Source organism: Streptomyces sp. Ag82_O1-12, assembly GCF_900182715.1.
GTDB classification, from domain to species: Bacteria; Actinomycetota; Actinomycetes; order Streptomycetales; family Streptomycetaceae; genus Streptomyces; species Streptomyces massasporeus.
This window is the reverse complement of the sequence record NZ_FXUW01000001.1, coordinates 1010607-1032036: the sequence shown is the minus strand read 5'-3', so window position 1 is coordinate 1032036 and position 21430 is coordinate 1010607. Positions and strand designations below refer to the sequence as shown.

Annotated in this window: 12 protein-coding genes and 1 pseudogene; 7 read left to right on the top strand and 6 right to left on the bottom strand. The window is 73.7% G+C overall.

Annotated elements, in window-relative coordinates; genetic code table 11:
- The first annotated feature begins 55 nt into the window (after window positions 1-55).
- A complete protein-coding gene (gene rfbA, locus QOL88_RS04710) occupies window positions 56-934 on the top strand; it encodes a glucose-1-phosphate thymidylyltransferase RfbA (protein WP_097215222.1) in 879 nt (292 codons plus the stop codon).
- A gap of 46 nt (window positions 935-980) precedes the next feature.
- On the opposite strand, the gene QOL88_RS04705 is transcribed toward rfbA, so the two are convergent.
- Window positions 981-2087 (bottom strand): winged helix DNA-binding domain-containing protein, encoded by a 1107-nt coding sequence (locus QOL88_RS04705; protein ID WP_097215221.1) that lies wholly within the window; start codon window positions 2085-2087, stop codon window positions 981-983.
- Window positions 2088-2249: 162 nt separating this feature from the next.
- Between QOL88_RS04705 and QOL88_RS04700 the strand changes: the two genes are divergently transcribed.
- From QOL88_RS04700 to QOL88_RS04690, 3 genes are all read left to right on the top strand, one after another.
- Entirely contained in the window at window positions 2250-2867 is a 618-nt protein-coding gene (locus QOL88_RS04700) for a dTDP-4-dehydrorhamnose 3,5-epimerase family protein (protein WP_097215220.1), read from the top strand.
- A 68-nt stretch (window positions 2868-2935) separates the two neighbouring features.
- Complete coding sequence (locus tag QOL88_RS04695) at window positions 2936-4087, top strand: nucleotide disphospho-sugar-binding domain-containing protein (RefSeq protein ID WP_143668843.1); 1152 nt, start codon at window positions 2936-2938, stop codon at window positions 4085-4087.
- 52 nt (window positions 4088-4139) lie between these two features.
- Complete coding sequence (locus QOL88_RS04690; RefSeq protein ID WP_097215218.1) at window positions 4140-5126, top strand: NAD-dependent epimerase/dehydratase family protein; 987 nt, start codon at window positions 4140-4142, stop codon at window positions 5124-5126.
- Window positions 5127-5177: 51 nt separating this feature from the next.
- On the opposite strand, the gene QOL88_RS04685 is transcribed toward QOL88_RS04690, so the two are convergent.
- The 5 genes from QOL88_RS04685 to QOL88_RS04665 all read right to left on the bottom strand — a co-directional run bounded on the left by QOL88_RS04685 (window position 5178) and on the right by QOL88_RS04665 (window position 11069).
- Window positions 5178-5903, bottom strand: coding sequence for a class I SAM-dependent methyltransferase (locus QOL88_RS04685; RefSeq protein WP_097215217.1), 726 nt, complete (start codon window positions 5901-5903; stop codon window positions 5178-5180).
- An 11-nt stretch (window positions 5904-5914) separates the two neighbouring features.
- Window positions 5915-7138 carry a cytochrome P450 gene (locus QOL88_RS04680; protein ID WP_097215216.1) on the bottom strand — a complete coding sequence of 408 codons (1224 nt, stop codon included), beginning with the start codon at window positions 7136-7138 and terminating at the stop codon, window positions 5915-5917.
- Between the two features lie 28 nt (window positions 7139-7166).
- The gene (locus QOL88_RS04675; protein ID WP_097215215.1) at window positions 7167-8387 is read right to left on the bottom strand and encodes an FAD-dependent oxidoreductase; all 1221 of its coding nucleotides are present in this window, start codon (window positions 8385-8387) and stop codon (window positions 7167-7169) included.
- Window positions 8388-8421: 34 nt separating this feature from the next.
- The gene (locus QOL88_RS04670) at window positions 8422-9879 is read right to left on the bottom strand and encodes an alpha/beta fold hydrolase (RefSeq protein WP_097215214.1); all 1458 of its coding nucleotides are present in this window, start codon (window positions 9877-9879) and stop codon (window positions 8422-8424) included.
- A gap of 143 nt (window positions 9880-10022) precedes the next feature.
- Window positions 10023-11069 (bottom strand): ketoacyl-ACP synthase III family protein, encoded by a 1047-nt coding sequence (locus QOL88_RS04665; protein ID WP_097215213.1) that lies wholly within the window; start codon window positions 11067-11069, stop codon window positions 10023-10025.
- A 178-nt stretch (window positions 11070-11247) separates the two neighbouring features.
- Here QOL88_RS04665 and QOL88_RS04660 point away from each other — a divergent pair, with 178 nt between their 5' ends.
- The 3 genes and pseudogenes from QOL88_RS04660 to QOL88_RS04650 form a co-directional block, all read left to right on the top strand.
- Window positions 11248-12300, top strand: a complete 1053-nt coding sequence (locus tag QOL88_RS04660; protein WP_097222863.1) for an acyltransferase domain-containing protein — start codon at window positions 11248-11250, stop codon at window positions 12298-12300.
- Window positions 12297-15242: a type I polyketide synthase gene (locus tag QOL88_RS04655; protein WP_097215212.1), complete on the top strand. Its 2946-nt coding sequence runs from the start codon at window positions 12297-12299 to the stop codon at window positions 15240-15242. Before QOL88_RS04660 ends, QOL88_RS04655 begins: the two co-directional genes overlap by 4 nt.
- A gap of 32 nt (window positions 15243-15274) precedes the next feature.
- Window positions 15275-21394, top strand: a pseudogene (locus QOL88_RS04650) (type I polyketide synthase); the annotation flags it as partial.
- Window positions 21395-21430: the final 36 nt, after the last annotated feature.

Sequence of the window (21430 nt, the reverse complement as noted above, 5' to 3'; positions counted from 1 at the left end):
GGTGACTGAATGAGCGGCGTACCGATTCACCGCGAGCGGAGGGCGGGAGACACCCGTGAAGGGGATCATTCTGGCGGGCGGTTCGGGAACGCGGCTGAGGCCGCTCACCCTCGGCGTCTCCAAGCAACTGCTACCGGTCGGCGACAAACCGATGATCTACTACCCGCTCAGCGTGCTGATGCTCACGGGCATCCGGGACATCCTCGTCATCTCCACGCCGCTCGACCTGCCGCAGTACCAGCGGCTGCTCGGCGACGGCTCCCAGCTCGGCCTGTCCCTCACCTACCGGGCCCAGCAGCGGCCGGCGGGCCTGCCCGACGCGTTCGTCATCGGCGCCGACCACATCGGTGACGACTCGGTCGCCCTGATCCTCGGCGACAACATCTTCCACGGCCACCACTTCTACTCCGTCCTGGCCGAGCACAGCACGGATGTGCGCGGCTGTGTGCTGTTCGGCTACCCGGTGCACGACCCCGAGCGGTACGGCGTGGGCGAGGTCGACGCCGACGGGAGACTCCTGTCGATCGAGGAGAAGCCCGAGAAGCCCCGCTCCAACACGGCGATCACCGGGCTGTACTTCTACGACAACGACGTGATCGACGTCGCGCGCACCCTCCGGCCCTCGGAACGCGGCGAACTGGAGATCACCGACGTCAACCGCTGGTACCTGGAACGGGACGCGGCCCGGCTCGTCAACCTGGGCCGGGGCTTCGCCTGGCTCGACACCGGCACCCCCGAGTCCCTGCTCCAGGCCGGCCAGTACGTGGGCACGCTGGAGGCCCGGCAGGGTGTACGCATCGCCTGCATCGAGGAAGTCGCCCTGCGCATGGGCTATATCGACAGCGACGAGTGCTACCGGCTGGGCGTACGCATCGGTCCCTCGGAGTACGGGGAGTATGTGCGGACCATCGCCATGGAACTGGCGGACGGCTGAGGCACCGGCGCCCGCTTCCGGCAGACCGGAGCAGGCGCCGGCCGGCTCAACTCCCGGGCGCCACCGGGACGAAGCGGATGTCGTGCCGCTCGGCGTCCTCGGCCGCGAACCGCAGCAGGCGTTCGCCCTCCTCGGTGACCTCCGCCTCTTCGCGCGGGTTCAGCGGGGAGAAACACTTCACGGTCAGCACCGCCGTCGTCCTGCCGCGCCCCTCCCGCTTGATCACCCACAGGGCCCGCACGCGGCCGTCCACGAGCACCGCCGCCTCGACGATGATGTGCCGACGCTGGTCCTCCGTCATCAGCCGGGAGCGGTCGGCGTGACCGAGCACCACGTTGTCAAGCGCGGCCAGGAACCGCACCGGCACCACCGTGTCCGGGTCGGGCAGCGGCGCCCCGGGGAGGTCGAACAGCTCCTCCCCGCCCTCGCCCCGGTACACACGCAACTCCGGCCGCAGCTCCTCGACGACCTCCCGCAGCCGCGTGGTGCCGCTCCAGGCCTGGACGTCCTTCACGGTGGCCGGCCCGAATCCGGCGAGATGCCGCAGCACGAGCTGCCGCCGGGAGGCATCTCCGGCGAGCGGACGGCCGAGCCACTCCTCCGCCAGGGTGAACGGCGTCGTGCCCCGGCGCCCCCAGGTGCCGTCCGGCGGCGGATGCACGATCGCGAGCAGCCCCTGCACCGAGCGGGCCAGGGCGACCGGGTCCCGCCCGGGCCAGCGTTCCGCCAGCAGCCGGCCCAGCTCCGGCCGCGCGAGCGAGCCGCCGACGAGGGCCGAGCGGGCCACGGAGGCGAGCTCGGCCAGGTCCACACCCGCCGTCTGCTTGCCGAAGGCGGCCTTCTGCCAGCGGTCCAGCATCGGCTGCAGCAGCGGCCGCACCCACAGATAGTCCTCCGCCGTGACCAGGTGCTGGGTCCCCCGGAACAGGGTCGCGCGCACCACCGCACGCTCCTCGAGCAGCTTCGTCAGCTCGTCCAGCCGGAAGCCCTCGATCCTGCTCCACAGCCCGATGTAGGGCGGATCGGGATCCTGCGCCTGCAGACCGGCCAGCCGCTCGATGACGGCAGGGGCGGACAGGTCCGTGCGCCCCGTCAGCAACTGGCGTTCCAGCGTGGCCCGGTTGAGGGCCCGGCGCGTGAGAACTTCGGCCATGGCGTCCTTTCGCCTGTGTACGCGCCGAGCACGGCGACGGGCAATCGGTGTCCCGCCCGGCCAACCTAGCCTCGATCGCGGTCAGCCGCTGACCGCGATAGGGCGACTGCCTGGAGCGGACCTGTAGCGCGCTTCGAGGCGGCCGGACCACAGTCCCCAGCCATGGAATCGAGAGAGCTCGAGGTCGCCGGTGCGCGCGTCTTCACCCCCGAGGTGTTCCGGGACGACCGGGGGCTGTTCGTGTCGCCCTTCCAGTCGGAGGCGTTCGTCCGCACGACCGGCCGGCCGCTCTTCCCCGTGGCCCAGACCAGTTGCAGCTTCTCCCGGCGCGGTGTCGTCCGCGGCGTGCACTTCACCCGCACCCCGCCCGGCATGGCGAAGTACGTGTACTGCGTCCGGGGAAAGGCCCTCGACATCGTCGTGGACCTCCGCCTCGGCTCGCCCACCTTCGGCCGCTGGGACGCCGTCGTCCTCGACCCGGTGGACTTCCGGGCCGTGTACTTCCCGGTCGGCGTCGGACACGCCTTCGTGGCGCTCCAGGACGACACCGCCATGGCGTACACCCTCTCCCTCGGCTACGACCCGGACAACGAACTGGCGCTGTCCCTCTTCGACCCCGAGCTCGGTCTGCCACTGCCAGGGGACATCCGGCCGATCGTCTCCGAACGGGACCGGGCGGCGCCCACACTCGCCCGGGCCCGGGACGCCGGCCTGCTGCCGGACTACGAGGAGTGCCTGAAGCTCGAGGACGCCCTCACGGCACCGCGCGCCGGAGCCTGATCGCGGAGCACGGACCGTCCCAGCCGGATTCGAGCGCCATTCCGGCCCGCCCTCCTACGTTCCCGGGCATGAAGACACTGGTGGCCACCGGCCCAGCTCACCCGCTGTACTACCCGATCGTGCCCCTCGCGTGGGCGCTGCGCGCGGCAGGCCACGAGGTGCTCGTGGCGGCTCCCGAGAGCTTCGAGGGGCCCGTCCGCGGCTCCGGCCTGCCCATGGCGCCGGTCTACGGCCCCCTCGACATGGGTGAGGTCATGGCCAAGGACCGGGACGGCGGGCGCGTCCAGGTGCCCGACACCGACGAGGAGATGGCCGAGGGCATCGGCCGCGGCTTCGGCCGGCTCGCCGCCCGCACCCTGGAGGGCACGGCCCAGCTCGTCGAACGCTGGCGCCCGGACCTGATCGTCGCCGAGTCGTACGGTTACGCCGCCGCCGCTGCGGCCGCCGCCCGGCACGACATCCCCTGGGTCAAGCACGTCGTGGGCCCCGGCGACCTGCCCGTCGACCCCTGGATCGCCGACGAACTCGCCCCGGAACTCAAGGAACTCGGACTCGGCGCCCTCCCCGAGCCCGCCTTGATACTCGACAACTGCCCGCCCCTGCTGGGTGATCCGGCCCCCGGCACGAGGCCGCTGCGCTACGTGCCCTACGGGGAGCCGGGCACCGTGCCCGAGTGGGTGCTGCGCCCCCGCACCCGCCCCCGGCTGCTGGTCACCCTCGGGTCCGTGCAGCCGCAGATCGGCGGCGCCCCGATGCTCGGGCAGATCGTCCGCTCGCTCGGAGCGCTGGACGTGGACCTGGTCGTCGCGGTGGCGGACCACCTCGTCGGACAACTCGGCGAGCTGCCCGACAGCGTCATCGCCACCGGCTGGCAGTCGCTGACCTCTGTGCTGCCGGGCTGCGACGCCGCTGTCCACCACGGCGGCCCCGGCACGATGATGGCGTGCCTCGTGCACGGGGTGCCACAGGTCGTGGTGCCCGGACGCGGAAAGCCGCTCGACGCCATCGCCCGCCTCACCGACCTCGGCGCGGTACGCCGTATCCACCCGCCCGAGCTGTCACCCGAGTCGATGCTGGAGGCCGTCCGCGCGCTGCTGGACGACACCTCGCACGCGCACCGGGCCCGGACCGTGGCGGACGACATCGCCCGCCGGCCGTCCCCGGGGCTCACCGTGCCGGTACTGGAGGAACTCGTCACCGGGCACACCGCCGGCGCCTGAGGGGGAACCGGGCGGCCGGCCACCGGCCGCCCGCAGGACGGGGAGAAACGGCATGACCACACCGCACCGGCCCGCGGACCCACGGAGGCGCGTGGCCGTCCTCGGCGGAACGGGCTGGGTGGGGCGGCACGTGTGCGCCGCCCTGGCCGGCCGCGGTGACGACATCCTCGTCGTCGCCCGCCACCCGGCGCCCCACATCCGCTCGTACGCCTTCGAACCCCTCGACCTCGCCCACGCCGGCCGGGAGCGCATCACCGAGCTGCTGAGAGCCCGCCGGATCGACACGGTCGTCAACGCGACGGACGCCCTCAACGCGACGGACGGCTGGGCCCGGGCCGACGAGGACCTGGACGCCGTGAACATCGCCCTCGTGCACCGGCTGCTCGCGGCCCTGGACGAACTGCCCTGGCCGTCCCGCGTCGTGCACCTCGGCACGCTGCACGAGTACGGCGACGTCCCTCCGGGGACGCTCATCGACGAACGGATCCCCCCGCGCCCCGGCAGCGCCTACGCGCTGACGAAACTCGCCGGGTCGCAGGCCGTGCTCGACGCCGTGCGCGCGGGCCGGGCCGACGGACTGGTGCTGCGGGCGGCCAACGTCTGCGGGCCCCATCCCTCACCGGCGAGTTTCCCCGGCAAGCTGGTCGGCATGCTGCGCCGGGCCCTGAGCACCGGGGAGCCCATGACGGTCGTCCTCACCGGGGCCCGGCGGGACTTCGTCGACGTCCGCGACCTCGCCGACGCCGTCGTCAGGGCCGTCCACTCCCCGGCGACGGGGCACGCGCTCAACATCGGCAGCGGCCGGGCGACCGACATGCGCACCCTGGTCCGGCTGTTCGTCACATCGGCCGGGCACTCCACCGACCTGATCGACGAACGCACCCGGGACGTCTCCGGCCTCGGCGGCGCCTGGACCCGAGCCGACATCCGCCTCGCCGGGCGGCTGCTCGACTGGCACCCCCGCATCGGTCTCGCGGAGTCCCTCGCCGCCATGTGGACCGCGGCGACGAAGGACGGCCCCCTCCAGGCGGAAGCCTGAAGGGGGCCGCTCGCCCCTGCCGCGCCTCAGGGCACCGGCGTCACGTCGGTGTCACTTCAGTACGCCGGCGAACAGACCGCAGCTGAAACGCCCCGGACCCACGTATTCCACCGAGCAGCCGGCCTTGTCGAAGGCCGTCTCGTACTGCTCCCTGGTGAACAGCCGCATGCGGTGGACGTCGGTGAAGTGCCGGATGCCCGCCTCCTTCCGCGCGTCGATGTAGTGCACGACGATCGGCACCTCGTCCCCGTGCCGCTGGGAGTGGGAGACCCGCACGGTGACCCGGTCCTCGGTGCGCACCAGATCGTCCGCGATGTAGCCGGGCAGGAACGCCTCCGGGAAGTACCAGGGTTCCAGGACGATCACCCCGCCCGGGGTGAGGTGCCGGGCCAGACTGGCGAGCGTGCTCTCCAGCTCGTCGACCGACTGCGTGTAGCCGATCGAGCTGAACATCAGGCTGACCGCGTCGTAGCGGCGGCCGAGGGTGAAGTCGCGCATGTCGCCCGGGTGCACGGGGATCCCGGGCAGCCGGCCCGCCGCCTGGGCGATCATCGGCTCCGACAGCTCCAGCCCCTCCACGGTCGCGAAGTGCTCCTGAAAGAACCTCAGATGGCCGCCGGTCCCGCACGCCACGTCGAGCAGCGACGAGGCGTCCGGCCTGCGGTCCCGGACCAGGGCGGTCACCTCGGCCGACTCGGCGGCGTAGTCCTTGCCGCGCGCGGCGTAGACGAGTTCGTAGATCTCCGCCAGTTGGGGGCCGTACGCTTCCTGCTGCATCCCGCCGCCCCTCACACGTCCCAGGTGACGGGCAGTTCGCGCACCCCGTAGACGATGGCGCCCTCCTTGCGCGGCACCTCGTCGAGCGGTACGGCGAGCCGCAGGGTGGGGATGCGCCGGAACAGCGTCGTCCAGGCGACCTGCATCTCCAGGCGGGCCAGTTCGGCGCCGATGCACAGATGCGCGCCGTGGCCGAAGCCCATCTGCTTGCGGCTGCCCCGGCGCAGGTCCAGCTTCTCCGGCTCCGGGAAGACCTCCGGGTCACGGTTGGCGGTCAGCAGCAGACACAGGATGCCGTCGCCCGCCGGGATGACCGTGCCGTCGATCTCGATGTCCTCCAGGGCGACCCTGGGCACCCCGATGTCCCCGATGGTCACCATGCGCAGCAGTTCCTCGGTCGCCGGGCCGATCAGCGTCTCCGGGTCGGCCATCAGCTCCGCCAGTTGGTCCGGGTGCTCCAGCAGGCACGCGGTGCCCAGGGACAGCATGCTCGCGGTGGTCTCGTGACCGCCGTTCATCAGCATCCGGACCATGTTCACCAGATCCCGCCGGGTGTACTCCTCGCCCGATGCCCGGTACTCCGCGATGATGTGGCTCGTCAGGTCCTGGCCCGGCTCTGCCTCCCGGACCTCGACCAGCTTCTCGACATAGGCGTTGACCTCCACGATCGCCGCGACCCGCTGCTCGGGCGTGCTGTGGATGCCGAACATGTTGTTGCTGTGCTCGATGATGAAGTCGTGGTCGCCCTGGGGGATGCCCAGCATGTCGCAGATGATCGTCGTGGGCAGCGACAGGGAGAACAGGCGGTGGAAGTCCACCGGCGGCGCCAGGGCCAGCAGCCGGTCGACGTGCTCGTCGACGATCTCCTGGATGCGCGGGCGCAGTTTCTGCACCCGCTGGTAGGTGAACGCCGCGGCCGCCTTGCCGCGCGCGGACGTGTGCTCGGGCGGGTCGTAGCCGATGAAGGAGGTCTCCGTACGGGCCTCGGGCGGTGCCACGAAGTAGAAGGGGAAGCCCGGGTGCTTGCGCGAGGCGCTGACCCGCGGGTCGGTCAGCAGCCGGCGCACCGACTCGTGCCCGGTGACCGTCCAGACGCGCAGACCGGTGTTGGCGAGGGTCACCGGGGTGACGCCCTGCGCCACCATGCCCGCGTACTGCTCGGGAGGGGTGAACGGGCCGGGCCGGACGAAGGGGAAGGTCTCCGGCGCGCCCGAGACGTCCGCGGTGCTGGTCATCAGGTGTCTCCTCTGCTTGCTGAACGGGTCACGACGAGGTCCGCAGTCCGCGCCCGTCGCCGTCGGCCGGTGCGTGCCAGTCGATGTGGTGGCTGCTCATCCAGGTGGGATCGGTGCCGCCGGCGTTCTTGAAGGCCCGGGCGATGAAGTAGTTGCGCAGGAAGCGGCCGGCCGGGCCGCGGCGCATGTTGCCCTCGTTGTTGTACTTGCCCTGGGCCACGATGTCCTCGACGCGCTTGCGCCGCACCGCCTCGTAGGTGACGAACGCCCGGTCGACGGTGGGCGCGTCGCGCAGGCACTTGGCCAGCACCACGGCGTCCTCCATGGCGACCGAGCAGCCCTGTCCCGCCGTGGGCGAGACGGCGTGGGCCGCGTCGCCGATCACCACGAGGCCGTCGCGGAACCAGAGCGGTGCCCGGGGCAGGTCGTACGTCGGGGAGGGCGGCGCGGGATCGGGGGTGGCCGCGATGATCGCCGCCGCCGGGGTCCGGTCGCCGGCGAACAGCTCCAGCAGGTAACGGCGCCAGTCCCGCCGCAAGGCCTTCAGCTGCGCACCGTCGGGCTCGGCGGCGCAGGGCGGGTTGGCGAACCACCACAGATCGCCGTTGGGGTGCTTGGTGTAGCTGAAGAAGCTCTTCTTGCCGAAGAACATCCGGATCACTCCGGGCGGGCCCTCGGCGGGGAAGCCCCGCGCGCAGCCGAACGCGTTGAGCACCCCGAGGTAGCGCGGCAGGGGAGCGGCCGGGTCGATGATGCGGCGCACCTGCGAGCGCAGCCCGTCGGCGCCGACGAGGAGGTCGCCCTCGGCCTGCGACTCGTCCGCGAAGACAGCCCGGACCGCGCCTCCCGCCGTGGTGGCGTCCACGATCCGCTTGCCGTACTCGATGGGGATCCCGCGCTGTGCCGCCTCGTCGCGCAGCGACACGTAGAGGTCGGAGCGCCGGATCGTCTGGATGATCTGACCGTCGGCGGCGAGCCGGTCGGTCCGTACGTCGCCGGTCAGCGCCCGCCCGGTGTGGCTGTAGAACGCGATCCCGGGGGTGTCGAAGCCGTGCTCGCGCACGAGGTGGCCCAGGCCGATGCTGTCCAGGGCGTCGATCCCGTTCGGCGCGATGTTGACGAAGTTGCCGATGCCGTCGGCGGTCCGGTCGTACGCCTCGTAGAGGACCGGGTCCAGTCCGGCCTTCTGCAGTGCGATCGCGGTGACTGTGCCGGCGATGCCTGCGCCGATCACGAGTGCGCGTGCCATGGGTTCTTCCTTCGCTCGTCGGACCAGGTCCGGATCAGACGCGACCGGTGGCCCGGGGCGTGCCGTCGGAGGGGACGTCGGGGCGGAGCACCGTGCTCGCGCACACGGTGTCCTCGGGCACGACGCCGTCGACGAGGTACGCGTCGACCAGGGCGTCCACCGCGGGATTTCCGCCCAGCCCGTAGATCTCGTGCTGGCCGGAGTCGGCCACGGTGATCAGCCGGTAGCCGAGCCGTTCGGCCATCGCGGCCCCGCCCTCGTAGTGGTCGGTCGGGTCGCCGTCGGCGTGCACCACCAGCCCGGGGGAGAGGCCCTCGCCGGTCGGCCGCACGGGCGGCTGCGGGGGAGTGAAGGCACGGAAGGCGCCCACCCATGGCGCGGCACGCAACATGCCGTATCCGTAGGGGTGGTTCTCGCGGAAGCGGCGCATGTCCTCGTAGTAGACCTCGAGGTCGGTGGGCCAGTCCTTCTCCAGGGTGACCGCGTCCAGCACACCGCACCGCGTGGTGCCCTCCGTCTCGGCCGGCGGCCACACCCGCTCGTCGGACAGCCACCGACCCGCCACCGCCGCGTCCCCCGTGCGCAACTCGCGCACGAGATGCCCGAGTTCGGCCCAGCGGGCCCGGTTCGCCGAGCGAGATCCCATGGCTCCGTCGAAGAGGGTACGCAGCTGCGTGCCGGCCCGCTCGACGGTGTTGCGCGCGGCCTCCTCGACGGCCGCCAGCACCGCCTCCCGGGTTCCTCCGAGCCGGAACTCCCCGTCGCGGTCGGCCACCCACGCCGCCCACGCGTCCACATTGGCCCGGTTGGCCCGGCCCTGGGCCATGAACTGCTCCCGCCAGGACCAGTCCGGGTGCACGCAGGAGTCGAGGACGCAGCGGTCGAGCCGCTCAGGGAAGAGGGCGCCGTAGACCGCGCCCAGGTACGTGCCGTAGGTATAGCCGACGAAGGTGAGCTTGTCCTCGCCCAGCACCTGCCGGATCACGTCCATGTCCCGCGCGATGTTCGGGGTGTTGTGGTGACGGCGGGCCTCGCCGCCCAGCCGCTGGTTGCCCTCCTCACGGATCCGCGCGTCCTCCGCGAGCAGGGAGAAGTCGGCGTCGGGCAGCCGCGAGTCGAACGGCGCCTTGGGCGGGGTGATCTCGCTGGTCAGCGGAGTGGACGCGCCGGTGCCGCGTGGGTCGAACCCGATCAGGTCGTACGCCTCGGGCAGACGGGTGCGGGCCAGGACCGCGGGGAAACCCCGGCCCAGGCCGAAGTAGCCGCCGGGGCCGCCGTTGAGCGCGAGCAGGATGCCGCGACGCCGGGCCGGGTCCTTGGCCCGTATGCGGGTCAGGGCCAGGGAGATCCGCGGCCCGTCGGGCCGGGCGTAGTCGAGCGGCACCTCGACGGTGCACTGTTCACTGCCGTCGCCCGAGGGCGCGGGCGACCAGGTGGGGCGTCGGCCGCGGAACCCGTTCAGGGCGTCCGGAGAGAGGTGACTGGTCGTCATGTCGTCGGAGGGCCTCCGTGTCGGCGGGACGTGCGGTGATCGGCTCAAAGCCTCGGGGCGGGCACTGGAATCGGCGTGGAAGGACGGTCGATGAAGGCGGAGGTGGTGGACCGCGTCGGTCGGGACTGGGCGGCGGCACCCGTTCACTCCTCGAACGACGGTGTCGCTGGGGGCTCGGCGGTCACCTCCAGGACGGCGACCGACCAGGCGAAGCCGCCGCCCGCGCTGATCAACGCGCACAACTGCCCCGGTCGCAGGGCCCCGGTGCCCGCCAGCCGGGCGAGACCGGCGAAAGGGTCACCGGCTCCCAGGTGGCCCACCCCCGAGCCCCAGAGCCAGGTCGTGCGCTCCGGGTCGATGTCCAGCACCTGGAAGAACTGGGCGTCCATCTTGGGGCGTCCGAGGTTCGGCAGGACGAACCAGGAGACGTCGGACGCCTTGGCGCCGGCCTCCTCCAACGCCCCGTCGAACGCGGCCCGCTGACCCGCCTGGAGCAGATCCAGCAACCGGGTCAGCCCGATCTCCTTGACCAGCCGCTCCCGTGACGCGGCGACACCGATCGGCGTCCGGGCGGTCAGCGGCGCCGGGGCGAAGCCGTCGCCGTCGCGGCCCATCGCCTCCAGGGTCGGATCGGACACCGTCACCAGGCTGCGCAGCCGGGCGAAACCCGAGCCCCGCGACAGCACGAGCGCGGTCCCGCCGTCCCCGCAGACCGTGCCGGGGTCGGTGTGCCACCGGTCGAAACCCGGCAGGCAGAACCGGTCCCCGGTGGTGATGAGCGCACTGCCCGGGCCTGCGTCGGTGCCCGCCCGCAACCAGGCCACGGCCATCTCCATCGCCGCCATGCCGCCGTTGGACAACTGCCCCACTTCCAGGGACAGACAGTTGTTGCCCACCGCCTCGCGCTGCACATACGACGCCGGCGCCCACAGGTCGTGCCCCTGGAACCAGGTGCTCGCGTGCAGGACCACCCCGATGTCGGACGGCACCCGCCCCGACCCGCGCAGGGCGGCTCGCGCGGCCCGCACGGCCATCTCCGGCCCCGACCGCTCCCCGACGCACACCGAGAGCATCCCCGAGCGGCGCACCGTCCGCAGGTCGGCGATGCCCCGCTCGACGACCTCGCCGACCGGCATGCGCCGGGCCAGATGCAGCCCGACCCCGGACACGTACACGTCCGCGATGTCCACAGCTCTCCCCCGTGTAGCGCTCGGATCCGCGGCGGCCGTCCGCCACCGAGGGGGGAGTGTCGGTCCGCGGTGTCGAAGCAGGCTCGAGCCGCGACGGATCACCGAGGTTCGAACGGGCCTCCGGCGCGCCTCGACCCCCGGGAACGACCGTCGGCTCGACACGAGGAAAGGGGTGGAGATGCCGGACACGGCAGGGCGGGCCAGGCCCGTCGTCCTGATGTTCGCCGGTCAGGGCGCGCAACACCCGAGGATGGCGGCCGGACTCCACGGGCACGACGAGACGTTCACGGCCTGGATGGACGAAGCGTTCCGGCTCCTCGGCCCGGACGGTCCGCGCCTGCGGGAGCAGTGGCTCGCCCCCGCGCCGGCACCCGAGTACGACGACGTGACCGTGGCGCAGCCCCTGCTCTACGCGGTGGGGCACGCCTTGGGCCGCATGCTGCTGGAGCAGGGGGTGCGGCCGGCGGCGCTGTTCGGGCACAGCGTGGGCGAGCTGGTCGCCGCGACACTCGCCGGCGTCCTGGAATTCGCCGACGGCATGCGGCTGATGCGCGACCGCATGGCCCTGTTCGCCGACACCCCGCCCGGCGGGATGCTCGCGGTCGCCGCCTCGGTCGACGACGTCGCCGACGTCCTGGGGCCCACCGTGCACCTGGCCGCGGTGAACGCCGCCCGGCAGCTGCTGCTCGCGGGCGAGCGCGCCCCGCTGGACGAGGCGGCACGGATCCTCACCGGGCGCGGACTGGTCTGCCAGGACGTCCGTGCCCACCAGGCCTTCCACAGCCCCGTCGTCGCACCCGCCGTGGACGCCTCGCTCCGCGCCTGGCACGCCGTGCGCCTCGCCGCGCCGAGACTGCCCCTCTACTCGGCCTACACCCGCGGCCCGCTCGACCCGGATCGGGCCCGTGACCCGGAGTTCTGGGCCCGGCAGCCCGCCGAGACCGTCCACTTCGCCACCACGCTGACGGCCGTGCTCGACGACCACCCGGGATGCCTGCTCCTCGAGGCGGGGCCCGGCAACAGCCTGTCGACCCTCGCCAGGCGGCAGCGCGCGATCGCCGGCCGGAAGAGCGCGGTCCTGCCCCTCCTGCCCGACCGCGCCCGCGGCGACGAGGCCGACATCCGGTCCGTGGAGCAGGCCTGGTGCGTGCTGTCCGGCCCGGCCGCACCCGCCGGCGCGGTGACAGGCCCGCGCCCGCGCACGCCCGCCGAGACAGGGAGGAAGCCATGAGCCCCGCACACGAGCCCGGCCAGGAGCCGGAGGCCGCGCGTACCCGCCCGGGACGGCCCACCGCCGGGGCGCAGGACGCCCCGGTGGCGGTGGTGGGCATGGCGTGCCGGTTCGCCGGCGCGGACGGACTCGACGCGTTCTGGCGGCTGCTGCTGGCGGGTGAGGACGCCATCGGCCCCGGCACCGGCACCCGCGCCGGCCGCCGCCCCGGTGGCTACCTGCCGGACGTCGACCTGTTCGACGCCGAATTCTTCGGCGTGCCCGCCCCCGAGGCCGCCGCACTCGACCCGCAGCAGCGGCTGCTCCTCGAACTCACCTGGCACGCGCTGGAGGACGCCCGCACCACGCCGGGCGAGTTGTCGACCGGGCCTGTCGGCGTCTTCGTCGGCGCAGGCTCCGACGAGTACGCCTTCCTCAGCCGTGCCGGTGACGGGCCGCCCTCCACCTACACGATGACCGGCACCGGCCGCGCCTTCCTGGCCAACCGGCTCTCCCACTTCCACGGCTTCACCGGCCCGAGCCTCGTCGTCGACACGGGCCAGTCCTCGTCCCTGGCCGCCGTGCACCAGGCCGTGCAGGCCCTGCGCCGGGGCGAATGCGACGCGGCCGTGGTGGGCGGCGTGCAGCTCAACCTCACCGCCGAGGGCGACGAGGTGGTGGAGGCGCTGGGCGCCCTGTCACCCCGCGGACGCTGCCACACCTTCGACGCCCGGGCCGACGGCATCGTCCGCGGTGAAGGCGCAGGCGTCGTGGTCCTCAAACCACTGGAGCGGGCCCTCGCGGACGGCGACCGCGTCTACTGCACCCTGCTGGGCGGGGCGATGAACAGCGACGGCGCCCGGACGGCGCTGACCGCGCCCAGCGAGGCCGCCCAGCGCGAGGTCCTCGCCGCGGCCTGCCGGCAGGCCAACATCACACCCGCCGAGGTCGGCTACGTCGAACTGCACGGCACCGGAACCGCGCTGGGCGACCCCGTCGAGGCCGCCGCACTGGGCGGAGTCCTCGGCCATGGCCGCCCGGACGACCGGCCGCTGCTGGTCGGCTCGGTCAAGACCAACATCGGGCACCTGGAAGCCGCCGCAGGCATCGCCGGGTTCATCAAGACCGCGCTCGCCCTGTTCCACCGCCGGCTTCCGGCGAGCCTCAACTTCCGTACCGCCAACCCGGCCATCGACCTGGAGGCACTACGCGTACAGGTGTGCGCGCGGCACCGGGACTGGCCCGCGGGGGACGCGCCGCGCATCGCGGGTGTCTCCTCCTTCGGTCTCGGCGGCACCAATTGCCATGTGGTGCTCGGCGAGGCACCGGCCCCGGCCGGTCACGAGCACACGGACGCTCCCGTCTCGGCCGTGCCCGTCGTCCTGTCCGGCCCGACGCCCACGGTCCTCAGGAGGCGGGCCCGCGACCTCGCCGACGCGGTCGAAGGCCCCGGCCGGGCGCTGCCGCTCGCCGACCTGGCCTGGACGGCAGCGACGGCCCGCACCGCGTTCGGCCACCGCGCCGGCGTGATCGCCTCGCACCCCGACGAACTCGCCCAGCGGCTGCGCGCCCTGGCGGACGGCTCACCCGACGACGGCGAGGGGGGCCTCGTCCAGGGGCCGCGCGGTGAGGGCCGCACCGCCTTCCTGTTCGCCGGGCAGGGCGCCCAACGCCTCGGCATGGGACAGGGGCTGTACAAGGAGTTCCCCGTGTTCGCCCAGGTCTTCGACGAGGCGTGCGCACGGCTCGAACCGGTGCTCGGCGCCGACCTCGCCGACGCCATGTGGGAACGCCAGGAGGTGGACCGGACCGAGCACGCGCAACCCGCCCTGTTCGCGGTCGAGGTCGCCCTCTACCGGCTGCTGGAGTCCTTCGGCATCGTGCCGGACCTGCTGATCGGCCACTCGCTCGGCGAGGTCGCGGTCGCCCACCTGACGGGCGCGCTGTCCCTGGAGGACGCGGCCACGCTGATCGCCCACCGGGCCCGGCTGATCGGCGAACTCCCGCCGGGCGGCGTCATGGTGGCGGTGCAGGCCGAGGAGGAGGAGGCCCGCCGGGTGGTGGACCGTTCCCCGGGACTCGTCGGAATCGCCGCCGTCAACGGCTCCCGTTCCGTCGTCCTGTCCGGCGAGGAATCGGCCACGCTGAAGGCGGCCGCGCACTTCGAGGACCTGGGCCGCCGCACCCGCCGGCTCCGGGTCTCCGTCGCCGGGCACTCCCCGCTCATGGCCCCCGTCCAGAAGGGGCTGCGGTCCGTCGCCGAAGGCCTCACCTGGAACCTCCCCGCCGGTCCGCCGATCATCTCCACCGTCACGGGCGAGCCGGTGGAACCCCACCGTTTCGCCGACCCGGAGTACTGGGTCCACCACGTGTGCGCCCCCGTGCGATTCGGCCCGGCGCTCGGCACGGCACACCGGCTCGGAGCCCGCTACTTCGTCGAGATCGGGCCGGGCAGGGCGCTGACCACCCTCGCCGCGGAGACCGTAGGCCACGGCACGGAGCGCTTCAGCGCCCCGATGGCCACCCGCCAGGAGGCCGCGGACGTCGCCGAAACCGCCGCGGGCGCCCATGTGTTCGGCCTCCCCTTGCGCTGGGAACAGGTGCTCGGCGGACCCGCCCGGCGCGTCGACCTCCCGCCGTACCCGTTCCAGCGGCGGCGCCACTGGCTCGACACCGCCGACCGGACCACACCGCCACCGTCCGCGGCCGCGGGCCCGCAGTGGAGGGGGGACCCCTTCGACCTCGTGGTGACCAGCACGCTGCAGGCCCTCGGACTCGGTCCGGAATCCGACCTCGACGTGGGCCGTTCCTTCAGCGAACTGGGGCTGGACTCCCGCATGGCCGTGGCCCTGCGCACCACCCTCGCCAGGATCACCGGGCGCTCCCTGCCGACCACGCTGCTCTTCGACCGGCCCACCCCCGCCTCGCTGATCGAGGCGTTCCGCGCGGACACGCCGCTCTGACCGAAAGGCCTGCTGCACACATGAACCGCGAACCGGCTTCTCCGCACGGCGAGCAGGACGCGATCGCGATCGTATCCATGGGCTGCCGCTACCCCGGGGGCATCACCACCCCGGACGACCTCTGGCGCCTCGTCGCCTCGCGCGGCGACGCGATCACCGAGTTCCCCGGCAACCGCGGCTGGGACCTCGAGGCGGCCGGTGGGACCACCGCCGACTCCACCGCCTCGTCCAGCACGCGGCACGGCGGGTTCCTGCACGACGCGGACCTGTTCGACGCCAAGTTCTTCGGCATCGCACCGCGTGAGGCGGCCGGCATGGACCCGCAGCAGCGCGTCCTCCTCGAAGTCGCCTGGGAGACCTTCGAACGGGCCGGACTCGGGCGCGAGTCGCTCGCCGGCGCCGACGTCGGGGTCTTCGTCGGCGCCATGGCGCAGGAGTACGGACCACGGCTGCACGAGGACAACCAGGGCGCCGGCGGCTACCGCATCACCGGCAGCACCCCGAGCGTGGCCTCGGGCCGCATCGCCTACTGGTTCGGGCTGCGCGGCCCCGCCATCACCGTGGACACGGCTTGCTCTTCGTCCCTGGTCGCCCTGCACCTGGCAGCGCAGTCGCTGCGCCAGGGGGAGTGCGACATGGCCCTGGCCGGAGGCGTCGCGGTGATGCCCACCCCGGGCATGTTCATCGACTTCAGCGCCCAGGGCGGCCTCTCCCCGGACGGGCGGTGCAAGTCCTTCTCCGCCGACGCCGACGGCACCGCGTGGTCCGAGGGCGCCGGACTGCTCCTCCTGGAACGCCTGCCCGACGCGGTCGCCCGGGGCCACCGGGTCCTCGCCGTGATCCGCGGCAGCGCAGTCAACCAGGACGGCGCCAGCAACGGGCTCACCGCCCCGAACATGACGGCCCAGCAGGACGTCATCGACCGCGCCCTGCGCGCGGCCGGCCTGCGGGCCGAGGACGTCGACGCCGTCGAGGCGCACGGCACCGGAACCCCCCTCGGCGACCCCATCGAGGCGCGGGCCCTGGCGGCGGCCTACGGCCGCGAACGCACCGGCGGGTCCCCGCTGTGGCTGGGCTCCCTGAAGTCGAACCTGGGGCACACGCAGGCCGCCGCAGGGGTCGGCGGCGTGATCAAGATGGTCCAGGCCCTGCGGGCCGGGGTCCTCCCCGCCACCCTCCACTGCGACCGTCCCAGCCCACACGTGGACTGGGAGAACAGCGGCCTCGCCCTGCTCACCGAGGAACGTCCCTGGCCGCGCGGCGAGCGGCCCCGGCGGGCCGCCGTGTCCTCGTTCGGGATCAGCGGAACCAACGCCCACCTCGTCCTGGAGGAGGGCGACGCCGAACCCGGACCCGCGGGCGGCCCGGCCGAAGGCCCCTTTGTGTGGCCGTTGTCCGCTCCCGGCCCGGAGTCCCTTCGCCTGCAGGCGTCCGCACTGGCCGACTTCCTGACCCGGGCTCCCGGCACCGCCCCGCAGGATGTCGCCCACGTCCTGCGCGGCCGCACCCGCTTCACCCACCGCGCCGCCGTGGTCGCCGACACGGCACACGACCTGTCCGCTGGGCTCGAGCGGCTCGCCCGCGGCGACACCGTCCCGGCCGTCCCGGGCACCTACCGGTCCCCGACCGTGCTCCGCGGCGAGGCCCGCTGCGACTCCACCGGCCCGGTCTTCGTCTTCCCCGGACAGGGCTCGCAGTGGCGGGAGATGGGGCTCGCGCTGTGCGAGGAGTCCCAGGTCTTCCGCGACAGCATGGCCGGGTGCGCCGAAGCGCTCCTGCCCTACTGTGGATGGCAGCTCCAGGACGCGCTGCGCGGGGAGGCGCTCGAGCGGGTGGACGTCGTACAGCCCGCCCTGTTCGCCGTGATGGTGTCGCTGGCGCGGCTGTGGGAGAGCGTCGGTGTCCGCCCGGCGGCCGTCGTCGGCCACTCCCAGGGCGAGATCGCCGCCGCCCACGTGGCCGGCGCGCTGAGCCTCGCCGACGCCTGCCGGATCGTCGCCCTGCGCAGCAAGGCCCTGCACACCCTCGCCGGCACCGGGGGAATGGTCTCCGTTCCGCTGGGCGCCGACGAGACCCGGGACCTGCTCCATGCCGTGGACGGCGCCGCCGGCATCGGCGTCGCGGCCCTCAACGGCCCGAGGGCCACCGTCGTCGCCGGGCCCCAGGAGGCGCTCACCACGCTCCTCGCGGAGTGTGCGCGCAGGGACGTCGACGCCCGCCGCATCGATGTCGACTATGCCTCCCACACCGAGGCCGTCGAGGTCCTCAGGGAACCGCTCGCCCGGCAGCTGACGGGCGTCCTCCCACGCCCCTCCGCCGTGCCCGTGTACTCCACTCTGGCCGGCGAGGCCGTCGACCCCACGGTCCTGGACGCCTCCTACTGGTACGACAACCTGCGCGGCACGGTGCGCTTCAGGACCGCGGTGGAACGGCTCGTCGCGCGCAGGCACCGCACGTTCCTGGAGATCAGTCCGCACCCCGTTCTCACCATGGCCCTTTCCGACATCCTGGACGCCGCCGGCGTGCGGGGCACGGTCATCGGCTCGATCCGCCGGGGGACCGGGCTCAGTCAATTCCTCACCTCGGCCGCCGCGGCCCACGCCGCCGGCGTGCCGGCCGACCTCTCCTCCGTCCAGCCGGAGGGCCGCCGGATCGAGCTGCCGGGCTTCGTCTTCAGCCGCAGCAGGTACTGGGTCACCGGCGCACCGCCGGCCGGCTCCGCGCAGGCGGCCCCCGCCGGTGGTCCCGTGACCCTGCCGGACGGCCGGGCCGTCCTGTCGGCCGCCTTCGGCCCGGCCCGGCAGCCCTGGCTGACGGATCACGTCGTACGCGACACCGCCCTGGTCCCGGCCACCGCCCTGCTGTCCCTGGCCACGGAGGCGGGAGCCGGCGTCGGCTGCCCACGGATCGAGGAGCTGACCGTCGCGCAGCCGCTGCCCGTCCCCGGACAGGGAACCGTGGAGATCCGCGTGCTGCTGGAGCCCGCCGACGCGTCGGGCCGCCGCACCGCCTCGGTGCACGGCCGCGCCCCGGACACGACCGCCTGGACCGAGCACGCCACCGCCGTCCTGGCCCCCGCCGGGGGCACCGCCCCCGAGGTGCCGCCGGGCACGTGGCCGCCGGTGGACGCCGAACCCGTCGAACCGGCCGACGCGTACGACCGGCTGGCCCGGCGCGGCTACCACTACGGGCCGGCGTTCCGGGGCCTGCGGCGGGCCTGGACGCGCGGGAACGAGACGTACGCCGAGGTGACCCTCGAGCAGGACGTGCCCGGCGGCGTGGCCGCCACGGCGCATCCTGCCCTGCTCGACGCCGCCCTGCACGCCGCGCTCCTCGGCACCGGTGACGACCTGAACGTCCCCTTCACCTGGCGGGACGTCACCTTGCCGCCCTCCACGGCCCGTACGCTCCGGGTGCGCACGACGGCCGGCGCGACAGGTCTCTCGGTGTTCTGCACGGACGAACAGGGCCGGCCGGTCGCCACGGTGGGCTCGCTCGTCCTGCGTCCCCTGACCGGCACCACCGGGCCCGACGGCGGCGCCACAAGCCTCGAACTCACCTGGGAGCGGGCGGCCGTGGACGACCTGCCTCCGCTGCCGGACTGGGCGAGCCTTTCGGCACCCGGCCTGGGAGCCGCGCGTGACGTCCCGGGTCTGGAGACACTGCCCACGACGGTCCCGCCCGTCCTCGTCGTCCACCCGGAGGTGCCGCGGACCGCCGGGGAAGCCCTGCCCGCCACAGTGGAGCGACTGACGGGGGAGGTCACCGACCTGCTCCAGCAGTGGCTCGGCGACGACCGGTTCACCCGGGCCCGCCTGGCCGTGGTGACACGCCGAGCGCTGGACGTCACCGGGAGCGAAACCCTGCCGGGCCTGGCGGCAGCCGCCGTCGGCGGACTGGTGAGGGCGGCCCAGGCCGAGCACCCGGGCGCCTTCCAACTGGTCGACATCGACGACGACCCGGCCTCCGTGGCCGCCCTGCCCACGGCCCTCGCGCTGGCGGAGCCCGAGACCGCGATCCGCCAGGGCCGGGTCCACGTACCGAGACTGCGGCCGGCGACCGACGACGGCCTGCCCGTACCGCGGGGCCACTCCGCCTGGCGACTCGACGTCACGGCCAAGGGCACCCTGGACAACCTGGCACTGATCCCGCACCCGGAGGCCACCCGGCCCCTCGGCCCGAGGGAGATCCGCGTCGAGGTGCGGGCGGCGGGCCTCAACTTCCGTGACATCGCGGTGGGTCTGGGGCTGGTCGCCACGGAGAAGACCATGGGCAGCGAGGGAGCCGGCCTGGTCACCGAGGTCGGCGCCGACGTCACCCGGGTCGTGCCCGGGGACCGGGTCTTCGGTGTCTTCGAACGCTCCCTCGGACCGGTCGCCGTGGCCGACGAACGCATGGTCCGGCGGGTTCCCGACGGCTGGAGCGACGCGCAGGCCGCGAGCGTGCCCATCGTGTTCATCACCGCCTACCAATGCCTGGTGGACGTCGCCGCCGTCCGGCCGGGCGAGTCGGTGCTCATCCACACCGCGACCGGCGGAGTCGGCCTCGCCGCCCTCCAGCTCGCCCGCCATTTCGGCGCCGACGTCTTCACCACCGCGGGGCCCGCGAAGCACGGCATCCTGCGGGACCGGGGTGTGCCCGGCGACCACATCGCGTCCTCCCGCTCCCTCGCCTTCGAGCACGAGTTCCGGGACGCGACCGCCGGCCGGGGCGTGGACGTCGTCCTCAACTCCCTGGCCAACGAGGCCGTCGACGCCTCACTGCGCCTGCTGGCCCCCGGCGGACGCTTCGCCGAGATGGGCAAGACGGACATCAGGGACAAGGATCGGATCCAGGAGCAGTATCCCGGCGTCACCTACCAGGCGTACAACATCCTGGGCGTCGCCCCCGAGCGGATCGGCGAGGTGCTGGACGAGCTCATCGCCCTCTTCCGCGGCGGGGCCCTGGCCCATCTGCCGCTGCGCACCTGGGACGTCCGCGCGGGGCAGCGTCCGCTGCGGCTGCTCAGCCGGGCCAGGCAGCACGGCAAGCTCGCCCTCAGCATGCCCCGCACCCTCGACACCGGCCGCCCCGTCCTCGTCACCGGCGGCGCCGACGGCCTGGGCGCGGTCCTGACCCGCCATCTCGTCACGGCCCACGGCGCCCGCGAGGTCGTCCTCCTCAGCCGCCGCGGACCCGCCACGCCCGGAGCTCCCGAACTGGTCGCGGAATGCGCCGGGTTGGGCGCCACCGCGCATGTCCTGGCCTGCGACATCACCGACCGGAACGCACTCGCCAAGGTGATCGCGGAGTACGCCCCGGGCAGCGTCTTCCACACCGCGGGCGTGCTCGACGACGGGCTGATCGGAGCGATGACCCCGGCCCGCATGCGCGCGGTGCTGGCGCCCAAGGCGCACGCCGCCTGGCACCTGCACGAACTCACCCGCGACCTCGACCTGTCGGCCTTCGTGCTGTTCTCCTCCGCCGTCGGGGTCATCGGCGGACCGGGCCAGGCCAACTACGCGGCGGCCAACGCCTTCCTCGACTCCCTCGCCCAGCACCGCCGGGCCCAGGGGCTGGCGGCGACCTCCGTGGCCTGGGGGCTCTGGGAGGACCGCACCGGCATGACGGCCCACCTCACGGACACGGACGTGGCCGCTCTGGCCGCCATCGGGATCGCGCCCATGACGACCGAGAGCGCGCTGCGGCTGCTCGACGAGGCCATGGCGTCGCCGCGGCCGGCGGTGACCGCATTCAGCCCCGTGCCCGAGCGGATCCGCCCCGGCACCCGCGCCGCCGCCCTCTTCCGCGGACTGGGGGAGGCCCCCCGACCCGGCCCGGCGGCCACGGCCACGGCCACGGCCACCACGGACAGCGCACCCCGGGCGGCCGGCCCAACGGCGGGAAGCCTCGTGGACCTGGTGTGCGCCCAGGCAGCCGAAGTCCTCGGGTACACCGAGGCCGTGACCGTCGCACCGTCGGACTCCTTCAAGGAACTCGGCTTCGACTCGCTGCTCAGCGTGGACCTGCGCAACCGGCTCAACGCGGCCACCGGTCTACGGATGCCGGCCGAGGCGGTCCTCAACAACCCCACGCCCGAAGCCCTGGCGGCATACATGCGCGCCGCGAGGACCGGCGAACGCCCCGGCACCGCACCGGAGACGACCGTGTGAACCCGCCGAGGAACGCCCGCGCCCGGACCGGCGAGC

Excerpts from the sequence above, each read along its gene's own strand:
- QOL88_RS04690 (WP_097215218.1), top strand. The coding sequence starts at position 4,140 with ATGACCACACCGCACCGGCCCGCGGACCCACGGAGGCGCGTGGCCGTC.
- QOL88_RS04700 (WP_097215220.1), top strand. The coding sequence starts at position 2,250 with ATGGAATCGAGAGAGCTCGAGGTCGCCGGTGCGCGCGTCTTCACCCCC.
- QOL88_RS04705 (WP_097215221.1), bottom strand. The coding sequence starts at position 2,087 with ATGGCCGAAGTTCTCACGCGCCGGGCCCTCAACCGGGCCACGCTGGAA.
- QOL88_RS04680 (WP_097215216.1), bottom strand. The coding sequence starts at position 7,138 with ATGACCAGCACCGCGGACGTCTCGGGCGCGCCGGAGACCTTCCCCTTC.
- QOL88_RS04675 (WP_097215215.1), bottom strand. The coding sequence starts at position 8,387 with ATGGCACGCGCACTCGTGATCGGCGCAGGCATCGCCGGCACAGTCACC.
- QOL88_RS04685 (WP_097215217.1), bottom strand. The coding sequence starts at position 5,903 with ATGCAGCAGGAAGCGTACGGCCCCCAACTGGCGGAGATCTACGAACTC.
- QOL88_RS04670 (WP_097215214.1), bottom strand. The coding sequence starts at position 9,879 with ATGACGACCAGTCACCTCTCTCCGGACGCCCTGAACGGGTTCCGCGGC.
- QOL88_RS04655 (WP_097215212.1), top strand. The coding sequence starts at position 12,297 with ATGAGCCCCGCACACGAGCCCGGCCAGGAGCCGGAGGCCGCGCGTACC.
- QOL88_RS04660 (WP_097222863.1), top strand. The coding sequence starts at position 11,248 with ATGCCGGACACGGCAGGGCGGGCCAGGCCCGTCGTCCTGATGTTCGCC.
- QOL88_RS04695 (WP_143668843.1), top strand. The coding sequence starts at position 2,936 with ATGAAGACACTGGTGGCCACCGGCCCAGCTCACCCGCTGTACTACCCG.